This is a genomic window from Lysobacter sp. H23M47 (assembly GCF_015209765.1).
Taxonomy (GTDB): Bacteria; Pseudomonadota; Gammaproteobacteria; order Xanthomonadales; family Xanthomonadaceae; genus Novilysobacter; species Novilysobacter avium.
The window spans coordinates 1030841-1043859 of the sequence record NZ_CP063658.1 but is presented as its reverse complement, the minus strand read 5'-3'; the positions used below and the strand labels follow the sequence as shown (position 1 = coordinate 1043859).

At 64.2% G+C, this 13019-nt stretch carries 12 protein-coding genes; 2 read left to right on the top strand and 10 right to left on the bottom strand.

Translation table 11 applies throughout. From position 1 onward, the window contains the following. Positions 1 to 8 precede the first annotated feature (8 nt). Genes INQ43_RS04740 through INQ43_RS04725 form a run of 4 tightly spaced genes read right to left on the bottom strand, consistent with a single transcriptional unit; the run spans position 9 to position 2642 of the window. Positions 9 to 593 (bottom strand): PilX N-terminal domain-containing pilus assembly protein, encoded by a 585-nt coding sequence (locus INQ43_RS04740; protein ID WP_194037262.1) that lies wholly within the window; start codon positions 591 to 593, stop codon positions 9 to 11. Further along, the gene (locus tag INQ43_RS04735) at positions 590 to 1492 is read right to left on the bottom strand and encodes a PilW family protein (protein ID WP_194037261.1); all 903 of its coding nucleotides are present in this window, start codon (positions 1490 to 1492) and stop codon (positions 590 to 592) included. The genes INQ43_RS04740 and INQ43_RS04735 overlap by 4 nt, the downstream gene beginning before the upstream one ends. Positions 1493 to 1527: 35 nt before the next feature. Further along, on the bottom strand, positions 1528 to 1983 hold the full coding sequence (gene pilV, locus INQ43_RS04730) for a type IV pilus modification protein PilV (RefSeq protein WP_194037569.1): 456 nt from the start codon (positions 1981 to 1983) through the stop codon (positions 1528 to 1530). Between the two features lie 47 nt (positions 1984 to 2030). After that, entirely contained in the window at positions 2031 to 2642 is a 612-nt protein-coding gene (locus INQ43_RS04725; RefSeq protein WP_305058228.1) for a GspH/FimT family pseudopilin, read from the bottom strand. Between the two features lie 116 nt (positions 2643 to 2758). On the opposite strand from INQ43_RS04725, the gene INQ43_RS04720 reads away from it, so the two are divergent. After that, on the top strand, positions 2759 to 3781 hold the full coding sequence (locus INQ43_RS04720; RefSeq protein WP_194037260.1) for a histidine kinase: 1023 nt from the start codon (positions 2759 to 2761) through the stop codon (positions 3779 to 3781). A gap of 3 nt (positions 3782 to 3784) precedes the next feature. On the opposite strand, the gene ppnN is transcribed toward INQ43_RS04720, so the two are convergent. From ppnN to grxD, 5 genes are all read right to left on the bottom strand, one after another. Then, positions 3785 to 5167 carry a nucleotide 5'-monophosphate nucleosidase PpnN gene (gene ppnN, locus INQ43_RS04715; protein WP_194037259.1) on the bottom strand — a complete coding sequence of 461 codons (1383 nt, stop codon included), beginning with the start codon at positions 5165 to 5167 and terminating at the stop codon, positions 3785 to 3787. A 110-nt stretch (positions 5168 to 5277) separates the two neighbouring features. After that, positions 5278 to 8535 carry a carboxypeptidase regulatory-like domain-containing protein gene (locus tag INQ43_RS04710; protein WP_194037258.1) on the bottom strand — a complete coding sequence of 1086 codons (3258 nt, stop codon included), beginning with the start codon at positions 8533 to 8535 and terminating at the stop codon, positions 5278 to 5280. 183 nt (positions 8536 to 8718) lie between these two features. Then, a complete protein-coding gene (locus INQ43_RS04705) occupies positions 8719 to 9312 on the bottom strand; it encodes a MarC family protein (RefSeq protein WP_194035319.1) in 594 nt (197 codons plus the stop codon). Between the two features lie 10 nt (positions 9313 to 9322). Then, a complete protein-coding gene (locus INQ43_RS04700; protein WP_228062620.1) occupies positions 9323 to 10066 on the bottom strand; it encodes an SDR family NAD(P)-dependent oxidoreductase in 744 nt (247 codons plus the stop codon). Then, positions 10063 to 10383: a Grx4 family monothiol glutaredoxin gene (grxD, locus tag INQ43_RS04695; RefSeq protein WP_194035318.1), complete on the bottom strand. Its 321-nt coding sequence runs from the start codon at positions 10381 to 10383 to the stop codon at positions 10063 to 10065. Before grxD ends, INQ43_RS04700 begins: the two co-directional genes overlap by 4 nt. Positions 10384 to 10529: 146 nt before the next feature. On the opposite strand from grxD, the gene sodB reads away from it, so the two are divergent. Next, a complete protein-coding gene (gene sodB / locus INQ43_RS04690) occupies positions 10530 to 11108 on the top strand; it encodes a superoxide dismutase [Fe] (RefSeq protein WP_194035317.1) in 579 nt (192 codons plus the stop codon). Between the two features lie 400 nt (positions 11109 to 11508). On the opposite strand, the gene radA is transcribed toward sodB, so the two are convergent. Then, a complete protein-coding gene (gene radA / locus INQ43_RS04685; protein ID WP_194035316.1) occupies positions 11509 to 12924 on the bottom strand; it encodes a DNA repair protein RadA in 1416 nt (471 codons plus the stop codon). Positions 12925 to 13019 lie beyond the last annotated feature (95 nt).

Below are 13019 nucleotides of genomic sequence, written 5' to 3'. Positions count from 1 at the left end.
TCTCGAGGCTACTTGACGACGATGTTTGACTTCAAAACGACTACTGCGCGCCCCGATGACAATGTCGGGTCCGCGCTGCGCGCGGTTATACGGTAGAACGATTCCAACTGGACCCCACCGCCGCCACCGTACTGATTGGCGTTTGCGCTTGAACCAAGACTTAGCGTATCGGTGCTGTCGCGTTTACCGAAGTATTCAACGTAATATTGGGGAGCCGCTGGAGATAGGCTTTGCTGTGCCGAGCCGTCCTGCCAGCAGTTCTGCGCGTTAGCGACACAACCTGCAACATTGCCCGTATAGGTATTGGGTGGCACCACCGGGCATTCGTTCCCTGGCAGCGAGCAGTCGTAGCCAATGGAGGTTCCGGAGAGAACCGCCGTTCTGACGGCGGTTTCCGCCTCGCGCAAGGCCGACTCAGCTGACTGGAAAGCCAAGCTGCGGTCGTAGAGGTTGGAGCTCATTTTCTCTTCCAGCAGTGTGCTTCTGACTACTGCTAGCCCCAGGAGCGTCATTACCAGCAACAGAATCAGCACGACCACCAGCGCCACGCCAGACTGTGCCTTGTACCCGCGTATGCAGTGAGAAGTGTTCATAGGTTCCGGTTCCGCAAAGTGACCACGTGCTCAAGCTGTCTACTCAGTGGCTGGCCATCGGTGCCGACTGCTGCCGTTCCAGTCAGCCCCATGACAACCCGAACCGCTCGCACCTGGCTCCAGTTCGTCACGGCGGAAGCCGCCACGTAGTTGGATGCGCTGGCGTCCAGCTGGAGGTAGGTCAGCTGCAGATCCGAGATGCCTTCCGCGACTTCCTGACCGGCACCGCCGTCGATCGACTGGTAGAGCGACGTGCCGCCCCTGGTGTTGTTCGCCACATACCATCGGGCAGCGTGCAACTGGCTGATGACGGCGTTCTGCTTGAACAGATAGGGCGGCGCGCCTGCAGCACACGCCGCGGGAATAATGCCCAGACTGTTGCTGCAGTTACCGCCGCCTTCTGCGTGGCCGATCGTGGTGCCGGTTGTCCCGGAGACCTTGAAGACCGCCATCTGTTGCGTATCGCAGACGATGAGGTTCTGGCCGGCCGCGTAAGGATGGGCGGCGACCGTGAGATTGGTCCCCGAGTGTGACTGCAGGGTCACCGACTCATCTCCTGCTGAAAGGAGCTGAATCGCGTCGGTGCCTGCGAGACTCCCGGGCAGTGCGCCCTGATCGAACCCCTCCAAACCTACGCCCCAGTTGGTCCACCAGTTCGTCGAACCGCTGTTGATCACGTTCGCAAACGGAAGATCCACATCGCAGGGATTGCCGCCGGCTTCACGGATGTCGCGAGCCATCAGTTCGAAGGCTGTGCGGACGCCTTCCTGCACCCGTCCAAGCCCCTCCGTTGTGTCGTAAGCGCGTTTGTTGGAGAGGAATATCCCGATCGCGGCGCCCACCACCAACAAACCAAGCAATAGCGCAATCATCAATTCGATCAGCGTAAGTCCGCGCATGTTGCCCGGGACTTTCCACGTATCCGGCGGCCTGGTCATAGTTCTGCCCTCGTCACCAACTGCGATGTCTCGCTGCCGCTGACCGAGCTATCCGACGCACGGCTGTCGTCCCATTGCACTGTGATCGTACAGTCGGTGCCATTACATTTAACCTCGCCACACGTTGCATCGCTGCCGCCCAGCGTCGACTTGAGCGCAGCGATCCACAGGGCTAAATCATTTTGAGCCAACGTTCCGGTGCCGGGAGCAGCACACGCAAGCCCTCCGGTGTTGTATCCGCCTGCTGCTGCGGCATCACGGTTTGCCCGCATGGCATCTAGGATGGAATAGCTTTGGACAACCGCTTGGCTGCGCTCCAACGCGCCTTGGCTGTTCCGCAATGCGGTTGCCTGCATGGCGGCAATGCCGAGCATGCCAACGCCGAGTATGAGCACCGCAATCAACACTTCGATAAGACCCGCCCCACGTTGGCGTGCGACCGCGCTGCCCATAGGCTGGAGGATTTTCGTTTGCTCACTCACAGATTCACTCCGATTCATCACGGGCAGTCTCCGGACGCCTTCGCAATCGAGATACGACTGCCCGACGCCAACTCCACCACCCGCTGGTTCTCCGGCGGCTTGGACGTATCAAGACACACGTTGAGACTGGTCGACAGAAGTCCGCCAGCGCCATTGCGCGCCAGCCCGTCGGGGCGAAAGACCACGCTGTCCACCCCGGCGGTGACGTTCAACGGTTGGCGCACGGAGGTATCACGGACCACTTCCGCCGCAGCTCCTCCGGTCGCTGACACGACGGCAATCCAGCGCTCCCACGCGCCTGCTCCCGCGCACGTGCTGCCATTGGTTGACCGACACAGGGTCACCGGCGTATTCCTGCGTACCGCTTCCGACCTGGCCAGTTGCAAGGAGGCGACCAACTCGTTGGCCTGGGCCGTCAACCTGCTTGAATTCAGCAAGGAGGTGAAGCTGGGCGTCGCGAGCGTTACGAGAATCGCGAGCACCACAATCGTCACAATCAACTCGATCAAAGAGAAGCCACTCTCGAATCGCCCGCTGCGTGCTCCACGTGGAAGCTGAACCCCCCAATCCCCTTGAACCATGACAAAGCCTAAAAAAGAGCCCGATACACCATAGGCCCAGAATTGCACTGCGCGATTGCTTTACCGACAGGCGGGGCGTCCAAGGCGGTCAGCGGCTCGACCGACCGCTGTTGGCTGCTTCGGAGGCATCATAGGTACCTCCATGCGCACTTGGACGTGAACACATGCCGGAATTTCCGGGTCAACAAAGCCAGCTGGATCCCCTCTGGCAAGCACCGGTTCTTATTTCGGTGATCCTGGCAGGGGAAGGGCTGGCAGTGGTGTTGACCCTAGCAACGGGCATCGGAGAGACACCTCTGATCCATTTCGGGCTTCTCTCACTGATCGTTCAATGGGTAGCTTTGCTGACTCTGGGATGGCTGTACCTGCTCCGTAAGCCACTCCGCAGAGTCCGTCCAGCCCATGTCGCCTACATCGCCCTGGCGCTGCTGGTTCTTGCTAGCAGCTTGGTCAGCGTATGTGCGTGGTGGGTGCTTCGACACTTCTGGAGCCTTCCGGAGGGGGAATGGTGGGCATTGTTCGTGCGATTTCTGGGCGTTTCCGTCACGGTGGGACTGCTCGGCCTCGCCGCAATCCAGAATCACCTCCGTGCACAGCAGCTAGCGGTCCGAGCCAAGCAGTCCGAACTGCAGGCGCTGCAGGCCCGCATCCGCCCCCACTTCCTGTTCAACACACTCAACACGGGCGCGGCGCTCGTGCACGAGCGGCCGGAGGAGGCGGAGCGCCTGCTGCTTGACCTGGCGGACCTGTTCCGCGCCGCGCTTGGCGGGCCGCGGCAGATTCCGCTTGCGGACGAGTTGTCGCTCGCGCGACGCTATCTGGAAATCGAAGGGCTGCGCTTCGGAGAACGGCTCACGGTGCACTGGCACCTGCCGCGCGAGCTGCCGGCGGTCACGGTTCCGGCGCTGTCAATCCAGCCGCTGGTGGAGAACGCGGTGCGCCATGGGGTAGAGCGGCTCCCGCATGGCGATGTGGATGTGCGGGTGACGACGACGCCCGAGCACGTCATCGTGCGGATCAGCAACCCGCTGTCGCCTCCCGACGGCACCGCGTCAACCGGCCATCAGGTCGGTCTGAATGCGTCGCAGGTGCGTATCGAGGCGATGACGGACGGTCGCGGCAGTGTGCAGACGCAGGTCGATAACGGACGCTTCATCGCCACGGTGCGGTTGCCTGTAGCTCATTGAGCATCAGGCAACCACCCGGTAGCACGGCTTGTAGTCGCCGGCGATCTTCATGCGCCGCTGCTCGACAAACGCCAGCAGCAGTGCGTCGAGCGAAGCCATGATCTCCGGGTCGCCGTGGATCTCGAACGGGCCGTGCTCCTCGATGCGACGCAGTCCGTCTTCCTTGACGTTGCCGGCGACGATGCCGGAGAACGCGCGGCGCAGGTCGGCTGCCAGTTCGAACGGTTTGCGGCCGTGGTGCAGGTCCAGTGACGCCATCGCTTCGTGGGTCGGGATGAACGGCTGCTGGAACTCCAGCGGTACATTGAGCGACCAGTTGAAGAAGAACGAGTCGCGCATGTTCAGGCGGTGCTCGCGTACCTTGCGGACACCGTTCGCCATGCGCCGGGCGACCGCGGTCGGGTCGCCGGTGATGATCTGGTAGCGCCGGGTCGCCGCATCGCCCAGGGTCAGGCGGATGAAGCGGTCGATCTGTTCGAAGTACGGCGCCGCGCTGGTCGGTCCGCTGAATACCAGCGGGAATGGCACGTCGGCGTTCTCCTCGCGCAGCAGAATGCCCAGCAGGTAGAGGATTTCCTCCGCGGTACCCACGCCACCGGGGAACACCACGATGCCATGGCCAAGACGCACGAACGCCTCCAGGCGCTTCTCGATGTCCGGCATGATCACCAGGTGGTTCACGATCGGGTTCGGCGACTCGGCCGCGATGATTCCCGGCTCGGTGACGCCGATATAGCGCATGTGGCGCTTGCGCTGTTTGGCGTGCGCAATCGTGGCGCCCTTCATCGGGCCCTTCATTGCACCGGGTCCACAACCGGTGCAGATGTCCAGGCCGCGCAGGCCCAATTCGTAGCCGACCTCCTTGGTATAGAGGTACTCCTCGCGGTTGATCGAGTGGCCGCCCCAGCACACCACCAGATTGGGGTCTGCCGGCAGCAGCGCCTCGGCGTTGCGCAGCAGGCCAAACACCGCATCGGTGATGCCTTCGCTGCTCTTGAGGTCACGATCCCCTTCCTGTCCCAGCTCGATCGAGCGGTACGCGAGATCACGCACTACCGCGGCCAGGAGCTCGGCCACACCGTGGATGATCTCTCCATCGACGAACGCCATCGCCGGCGCGTGCTGCAGGTCTATGCGCACGCCGCGATCCTGCTGGTGGACCTGGATGTCGAAGTTCGGATACAGCTCCTGCGCGGCGCGCGGATCGTCGGAGGTGCTGCCGCTGGTCATCACCGCCAGCGCACACCGACGCAACAGCTCGTGCATGCCGCCACTGGACGCATCGGCCAGGCGCGCGACTTCCTTGCGCGAAAGAATGTCCAGCCCCCCGCGCGGATGGATCCGGGCGTTGACGGTGGGCAGGACGGCGTTGCTGGGATGACTCATTTGCGGGTGTTTCCTTGTTGTATTTTTCTCGACCGGGCGACTTTAACGCAGACACATGAAAACGGCCGGGTTTCCCCGGCCGCTTCCGTCGTCCATCGTCCTGACCGGAATCAGAACTTGTACTTGAAACTCAACATCATCGACCAGCGCGACACCGCGGTGTTGCCCTTGTCGTTGTTGTTTTCCTGGACCTGCGCATTGTCGGTGGATCCGGAGAAGTTGTAGACGTACTTACCGGTGACCGGGTCGATACCGGCGTAGTTGACCACGCGACGGGTCGCGTAGAAGCCGTAGTCCTCGATCAGGCCCCAGTCCTTGTTGAGCAGGTTGCCGACGTTCATCACGTCCAGCGCGAGCTCGGCCTTGTGGCCCTTGAAGAAGCCGGGCAGTTCCTGGCTGACGCGGACGTCGAAGCTGTTGGTCCAGCCGGCGCGGAAGCCGTTGGCCGGAGCCACGCTGCCACGATGACCCTGCAACTCGGGTGCGTTGCTGGCCATCCAGTCGAAGAACTGCTGCTCCATCGCAGCGCCGCCGGTCCACTGCACGTCGCCCGGGCCGGCCGGCACGTAGAACAGGTCGTTGGTGTTGGCACCGTCGCCGTTGGCGTCGTTGTAGTAGATGTAGCTGTACGGACGACCCGAGCGGCCTTCGTAGAACAGACCGACGCTGGTGGTGTTGTCACCGAAGAAGTCGTGCTGCCACTGCAGGGTGCCGGTGACGCGGTCCTTGATTGCGTAGCGCGAGTCGTAGGCCACGTTCTCGTTGGCGTTGTAGATCAGCGTGTTGCCCCAGTTCGAGGTGTTCTGCGAGCTGGTCAGCGGGCTGACTTCCTTGGCCTGGGTAAAGGTATAACCCAGCGACCAGCCCCAGTTCTGGGTCATCGGCTTACTCAGCGAGAACGTCGCCTGCGAGCTGCTGCCCTTGCTGGTGTTGCGCAGCAGTAGAACGTCGCCGATGTCGCCGGGACGGTTGGCCTTGACGTCCGGGCACATGCCGGCGGCAACCACGTCGGCGCTGCAATTGCTGCCACCGATCCTGCCCGCTTCCATGCCGAACCGGCCCGCGTTGGCCGGGTCACGGCCGGCGGCGTTCCAGTAGTTGTCGCGGCCGTCCATGGTGTCGGTGAACGTCGGGTTCATCACGTCCAGGCGCTCGAAGTAGATGCCGTCATTGACCTTGGTGAACAGCAACTCCGCCGAGGCCACGATGCCGTGCCACGGCAGCTCGTGATCGAAGGCCAGGTTGGTCTTCCAGACCGACGGCAGCTTGGTGCCCGGCTCGATCAGGTCGACGTTCTGGCGTGCCGCGCCCGGGGTCAGGCCGGCGGTGGACGGCGGCTGGGACGGATCGAAGGTCGGTGCCTGGCCGCCGCGCAGATCGTACTCGACGTAGTTCAGGCCGGTGTTCTGGTACGCACCAGCGAGCCAGACGTTGGGAGCCGCACCGCCGAACAGGCCGATGCCGCCGCGCAGCTGGGTCGGACGATCGCTGTCGAAGGTGTAGTTGAAGCCCACGCGCGGCTGCACGAGGTTGCTGTCCACCAGATTGGTGTTGTTGTAGCCGTACAGCTGCTCGATGCGCGCGTTGTACAGGCGCTGGTCGCTGAAGGACGGCATGTCGACGCGGACCCCTGCCATCAGGTTCAGGTTGTAGTTGATCGCCCAGGTGTCCTGCAGGAACACGCCGGTGTTCTTGAGGGTGAAGCTGGCCGGGATGTCGGCGCGGCTGCCGCCCGGACGCGGCGCGCGCAACTGGTAGCGCGAAGGAGTGCCGGCAACGAACGCGTCCAGATCCTTGAACTCGTAGACGCCGTTGAGGTTGCGACCGTAGAAGTTCATCAGGTCGTTGTCGGAGTAGTCGAAGCCGAACTTGACGGTGTGATCGCCGGCGTACCAGATGGCGGCACCGAACGCGCTCAACTCCTTGCTCTCGATGATGTTGACGTGCGTGTTCTGCTCGGTTCCGAACAGCAACGCCGCGTTGTTGTCACCAAATCCGTTGACGCGGATCTGCGGCAGGTTGACGTTGGGCACGCGGTTGGCCGAGTAGTCCTTGTGCGAGACCTTGAACTCGGTGGAGAAGTTCTCGCTCCAGTCGGAGAACACTTCGCCCATCCAGGTCTCGTAGATCTTGGGCTGCGAATACCAGTAGTTGCTCAGCGACACCGTGCCGGTACCGATGCCCGGGAAGCGCATCACGTCCTGCTCCATCTTGTTGTAACGCAGGGCGGCGCGGTGGTTGTCGTTGATGTTCCAGTCCAGCTTGACCGCGTACTCCTCGATCTCGGTCTTGCTGTCGGGCGCGGACAGGCCGCCGATGTCGTAGCCGCGGGCGGACATCAGGTTCTGCACGGTGGTGATGTCAGCGGCAGTGATGTCACCGGAGCCGAACGGGGTGCTTTCCAGCGCGACGCCGGGCGCGGAGCGCTCGTACTTCTCGTAGTTGGCGAAGAAGAACAGCTTGTCCTTGACGAGCGGGCCGCCGAAGGTCATGCCGTAGGTCTGTTCATCGTTGAAGCCGTTGAAATCGCCGCGGTCGCCTTCCAGGCGCGTGCGGACCAGGTCCTTGTCGCGGTAGGTGTAGTAGACCGTGCCGTGGTACTCGTTGGTACCCGACTTGGTGACCGCGTTGACCACCGCGCCTGTGCCGCCGCTGATGGTGGTGTCGTAGTTGGCCAGGTCGATGGTGATCTCTTCGATCGCGTCCATCGAGACGGGCTGGCGCTCGGTCGGCAGGTTGTTGGATTCCAGGCCGAACGGATCGGACGCGCTGATGCCGTCGATGCGGATCGCGTTGTAGCGGGTGTTCTGGCCCCCGGCGGAAATCGCGCCGTCCGCCTTGCTGATCTGGGAGATGCGCGGATCCAGGCGGATGTAGTCCTGGATGTTGCGGTTGGCCGAGGGCAGCGCGTCAATGGTCTCGCGGGTGACGTTGGTGCCGGTACCCATCTTCTCTGCGCTGAAAATCTCCGAGCCGCCCATCGTCGCCACGGCCTGGACCGAGCCCAGGGTGGTTACGTCATTGTTGAGCTGCGCGTTGACGGTCGCGACCTGGTTCAGCGGCAGGTAGATGTCGTCCTGCGACCGGCTGCCTGCACCCGCCTTGTTGATGGTCACCGTGTACGGGCCACCGACGCGCAGACCGCGGGCGTTGTAGCGACCGCTGGCATCGGTGGTGACGCGGCTCACCGTGCCCGACTCGGCATGGACGATGGTGACTTCCGCACCGGCGACCGGCTGGCCATCAGCACCGACGACCTGGCCACCGAGGCCGGCGGACGTGCTCTGGGCAAAGACGGGGGCGGAAGCGAGGACGACGAGCAGTCCCAAAGTGAGCTTGGACAACCGGACGCGGCTGGGGTGGGTCATGGCAAAAGGGCCTCGGGCGTGGGTAACGGGCACGTCCAGCGACAGGTCGCTGGCATGATTTCCGGATCGCTGGGATGTAAAAAACCGACTGCGTCGCCGGTTAACGGCAGTTTAACACGGAGAAACGATAGCTTGCGCGTGTTACCGGCCAATGACGAAAACGGCACGGCGTGCGTGCTTGCCTCAGACCGCGATGCCCAGATACCCGACCAGACCGTCCAGGAACATCTGCACCGAAATCGCGACCAGCAGCATCCCCATCAGGCGCTCGACCGCGGTCAGCACACGCATGCCCAGCAGCTTGTACAGGTAGGTGGCCGAGAACAGGATCGCCGCCGTGGCGCCCCACGCGATCAGCAGCGCCAGACTCCATTCCATCAGGCGACCGGGCTCGTTGCTGCCCAGCAGAAGCACCGCAGCCATGCCTGAAGGCCCGGCCACCAGCGGAATGGCCAGCGGCACGATGAAGGGTTCACCGTCGGGCAACTCTCCCATCAGCCCCTCTGGCGGGGGAAAGATCATCCGGATGCCGATCAGGAACAGGACGATGCCGCCGGCAATCGACACCGAGTCCTGGCGCAGGTGCATGGCTTCCAGGGCGTACTTGCCTCCCCACAGGAAGATCATCAACACGCCCAGCGCAATCAGGAGCTCACGCGCCAGCACGTAGCGCTGTCGCTCCGGCGACAGCGTGCGGAGCATGCTCAGGAAGATCGGGATATTGCCCAGCGGATCCAGGATCAGGAACAGCAGAAGGGCGGCGGCGGTGATGGTCATGGGCGGCAGGTCAACCCACCGGAGCCCAGACCTGGCCGCGATGGGCCGCGCCGGCGCCCGACAGCAGGGTTACGCAGGCCGGTGCGTACCGCTCCGGATCGGCCGCGCGCTGAACATCCTCCTCGACGTACGCCTTCGCCCGCAAAGCGGTGCGCATCGGCCCGGGTTGGAGGCCCGACACGCGCACGGTGGTGCTGGCCAGTTCGGCGTGCAGCATGCCCACCAGACCCGCCAGTCCGTGCTGGGCAACGCCATACCCGCCCCAGAACGCCTTGCCCACCCTCGCCGGATCGTCCACAGCGAACACGAGCGCAGCATCGGGTGCCTGGGAGAGCAGCGGCAGGCAGGCCTGGCTGAGCCACCACGGTGCGGTCAGGTTGACGTGGATGGCGCGCGCGAAGGCCGCCGGATCGGTGTGCAGCAACGGCGTCAGCCCGGCAAAGTCGGCCGCGCAGTGCAGCACCCCGTCCAGTCGGCCCAGCTCGTTGCCGATCCGCTCCGCCATCTGCGCGTAATCATCCGGGGAGGCGCCTTCCAGATCCAGCGGGTACAGCACCGGTTCCAGACCTGCAGCGGCCACCGCGTCGTACACCCGGTTGAGGCGCGGCACCTTGCGGCCGGACAGCACCAGCTGTGCCCCCGCGCGGGCGCAGGCGATGGCGGCCTGGTTGCCCAAACCCCCATGTGCGCCGGTCACCAGCACTACGCGACCGGCAAGCGCGTCGCCAGGAATCGTGTCCAACAGGGCGTTCACTGTGGAAGTGCCTCGCTCAACATCCGCGCCAGCTCACCCGACTCGGCGAGCTCGGCGGTGATGTCGCTGCCGCCAATCAACTCGCCATGGATGAACAGCTGTGGAAACGTCGGCCAGTTGGAGTAACGCGGCAGATTGGCACGGATTTCCGGCTCCTCCAGCACGTTGACGGTGTGCATGGCTGCGCCGCCAGCCGCCTGCAGGATCTGCACCGCGCGGCTGGAAAATTCACACATCGGAAATTGCGGCGTGCCCTTCATGAAGAGCACGACCGCATGGCCTTCGACTGCAGCCCGGATCTGGTCCATCACGGACATGGGCGCGGCTCCTGCAATGGTGCTTCCGGGCATTGACGGCCCGGAAACGGAGGTGGGGATAGAATGGCCAATTGTAATACCTCATCACTGTCGGCGGCCCCACCGGGTGCCGTCGTCTCCCCCGCCAGCCTGCAAGGAGCCCGCCAATGGCCATCGAACTGCCACCGCTTCCGTTTGAACGCACCGCCCTGGAGCCGCACATCTCCGGCGAGACCATCGACTTCCACTACGGCAAGCATCACAAGTCCTACGTCGACAACCTCAACAAGATGATCGAAGGGACCGAGTTTGCCGACATGCCGCTTGAGGACATCATCCGCAAGTCGCAGGGCGGGATGTTCAACAACGCCGCCCAGGTCTGGAACCACACCTTCTACTGGAACTGCCTGAGCCCGAACGGCGGCGGCGAGCCGACCGGCAAGCTGGCCGAGGCGATCAACAAGTCCTTCGGCGACTTCGCCACCTTCAAGGAGCAGTTCAGCGATACCGCGGTCAAGACCTTCGGTTCCGGCTGGGGTTGGCTGGTGCAGCGCACCGACGGTTCGCTGGCGCTGGTCAGCACCTCCAACGCCAACACGCCGCTGACCGGCAGCGACACGCCGCTGCTGACCTGCGATGTCTGGGAGCACGCGTACTACATCGACTACCGCAACGCGCGGCCGAAGTACGTGGAAACGTTCTGGAAGCTGGTCAACTGGGACTTCGTGGCGTCGAACCTGAAGTAAGCCGCACGCTACGCGTTGGATCGAGACGGCCGGAGAAATCCGGCCGTTTTTCTTTGCTGGGCGAGACCTGCAGGCCTTCGAGGCGAATGTCCCCCGGCCTCCGCCTGCGGAGGCCTCCTCCTTTACTTCGCCCCGAAGGCCTGCAGGTCCCGCTCTCGGGCCGCCGCGCTACGCTCGAAGCAAGGCGGCGCGATTGCGCTCTCACCGCCGCTACGCTGACCGACGGGGGTGAGTGTCCTTGGGTGCGAAATAAAGGAGGAGGCACCGGCTTCAACGGTGCCGGGGGACATTCGCACCCAAGGACAATCACCTCCGCCCCCCCCCCCCGCAATCAATAAGCGCAGAGCTCTACCCGCCCTCAGCCCCCCTGCAACCAAGAAGCGCAGAGCTCTACCCGCCCTCAGCCCGCGGCCTCAACCGCCTCCGCCAGGCGCTCCACCGCAATCACTTCCATCGCGCCTATCTTCCCGCTGCGTGGCGCGTTGCCCTTGGGCACGATCGCGCGCTTGAAGCCGTGGGTGGCCGCCTCTTTCAGGCGGTCTTCGCCGTTCGGGACGGGGCGGATCTCGCCTGACAGTCCGACCTCGCCGAAGGCAATCGTCTTCTCCGCCAGCGGCCGGTCACGAAGACTCGACAGCACCGCCAGCAATACCGGCAGGTCGGCGGCGGTCTCCTGCACGCGGATGCCGCCAACGATGTTCACGAATACGTCCTGGTCTCCCACCCCGACTCCGGCATGCCGGTGCAGGACCGCCAACAGCATCGCCAGCCGGTTTCCTTCCATGCCGACGGCCACCCGGCGCGGGTTGGACAGCGGCGAGGCGTCCACCAGCGCCTGCACCTCGACCAGCAAAGGCCGTGTGCCCTCGCGGGTCACCATCACGCAGCTGCCCGGCTGGGCGGCAACACTGCCGGAGAGGAAGATCGCCGAGGGATTCGACACCTCACGCAGGCCCTTGTCGCCCATCGCGAACACGCCCAGTTCGTTGACCGCGCCGAAGCGGTTCTTGAACGCCCTCAGGACCCGGAACCGGCTACCCGATTCGCCCTCGAAGTACAGCACTGCATCAACCATGTGCTCCAGCACGCGCGGACCGGCGATTCCGCCTTCCTTGGTCACGTGGCCGACCAGGAACACCGCGGTGCCGGTTTCCTTGGCGTAGCGCACCAGCCGCGCCGCGCTTTCACGGACCTGGCTGACCGAGCCGGGGGCGGCGGTCAGCGACTCGGTCCACAGGGTCTGGATGGAGTCGGCGACCAGCAGACGCGGCGATGTGGCAACCGCCTGCTCGAGAATCCGCTCCACGCCGGTTTCTGCCAGCGCGTTGACGCCGTCCAGCGACAGGCCAAGACGCGCGCCGCGAGCGGCGACCTGGGCCAGTGATTCCTCGCCCGTCACGTAGAGCGCGGGCAGTGACTCGGCCATCTTCGACACCGCCTGCAACAGCAGCGTCGACTTGCCGATCCCTGGATCGCCGCCCACCAGCACCACCGAGCCGGCCACCATGCCACCGCCCAGGACACGGTCCAGCTCACCGATGCCGGTGGAGACGCGCGACTCGCCCGAGTGGCTGACGTCCTTGAGCGCGGTGACCTTGGGCGGATCGACCTTGCCTGCCCAGCCGCTGCGACGCGCCGGAGCCGCACTTTTCTGCGCTGCGGCCGACTCGATCACGAACTCGGCCAGCGTGTTCCACTCACCGCAGTCCGCGCACTGCCCCTGCCACTTGTTGTGGTCGGAGCCGCATTCCGAGCAGACGTAGGCGATCTTCGCCTTGGCGGCGGACTTGGCGGACGATTTGCTGGCGAAGGACATGGGCGGCATCGAAACGGGCGGGACGCCACTTTAGCGGCCCCCTGTCGCACCGCGGGAGATCCGCGGTGGAACCCGCGGTCTGCCGTCAGCCGACG

Bases quoted from the DNA above. Each gene is read 5' to 3' on its own strand.
- INQ43_RS04740 (WP_194037262.1), bottom strand. From the start codon at position 593: ATGAACACTTCTCACTGCATACGCGGGTACAAGGCACAGTCTGGCGTG.
- INQ43_RS04735 (WP_194037261.1), bottom strand. From the start codon at position 1,492: ATGCGCGGACTTACGCTGATCGAATTGATGATTGCGCTATTGCTTGGT.
- INQ43_RS04705 (WP_194035319.1), bottom strand. From the start codon at position 9,312: ATGACCATCACCGCCGCCGCCCTTCTGCTGTTCCTGATCCTGGATCCG.
- INQ43_RS04720 (WP_194037260.1), top strand. From the start codon at position 2,759: ATGCCGGAATTTCCGGGTCAACAAAGCCAGCTGGATCCCCTCTGGCAA.
- INQ43_RS04710 (WP_194037258.1), bottom strand. From the start codon at position 8,535: ATGACCCACCCCAGCCGCGTCCGGTTGTCCAAGCTCACTTTGGGACTG.
- radA (WP_194035316.1), bottom strand. From the start codon at position 12,924: ATGTCCTTCGCCAGCAAATCGTCCGCCAAGTCCGCCGCCAAGGCGAAG.
- pilV (WP_194037569.1), bottom strand. From the start codon at position 1,983: ATGGGCAGCGCGGTCGCACGCCAACGTGGGGCGGGTCTTATCGAAGTG.
- grxD (WP_194035318.1), bottom strand. From the start codon at position 10,383: ATGTCCGTGATGGACCAGATCCGGGCTGCAGTCGAAGGCCATGCGGTC.
- sodB (WP_194035317.1), top strand. From the start codon at position 10,530: ATGGCCATCGAACTGCCACCGCTTCCGTTTGAACGCACCGCCCTGGAG.
- ppnN (WP_194037259.1), bottom strand. From the start codon at position 5,167: ATGAGTCATCCCAGCAACGCCGTCCTGCCCACCGTCAACGCCCGGATC.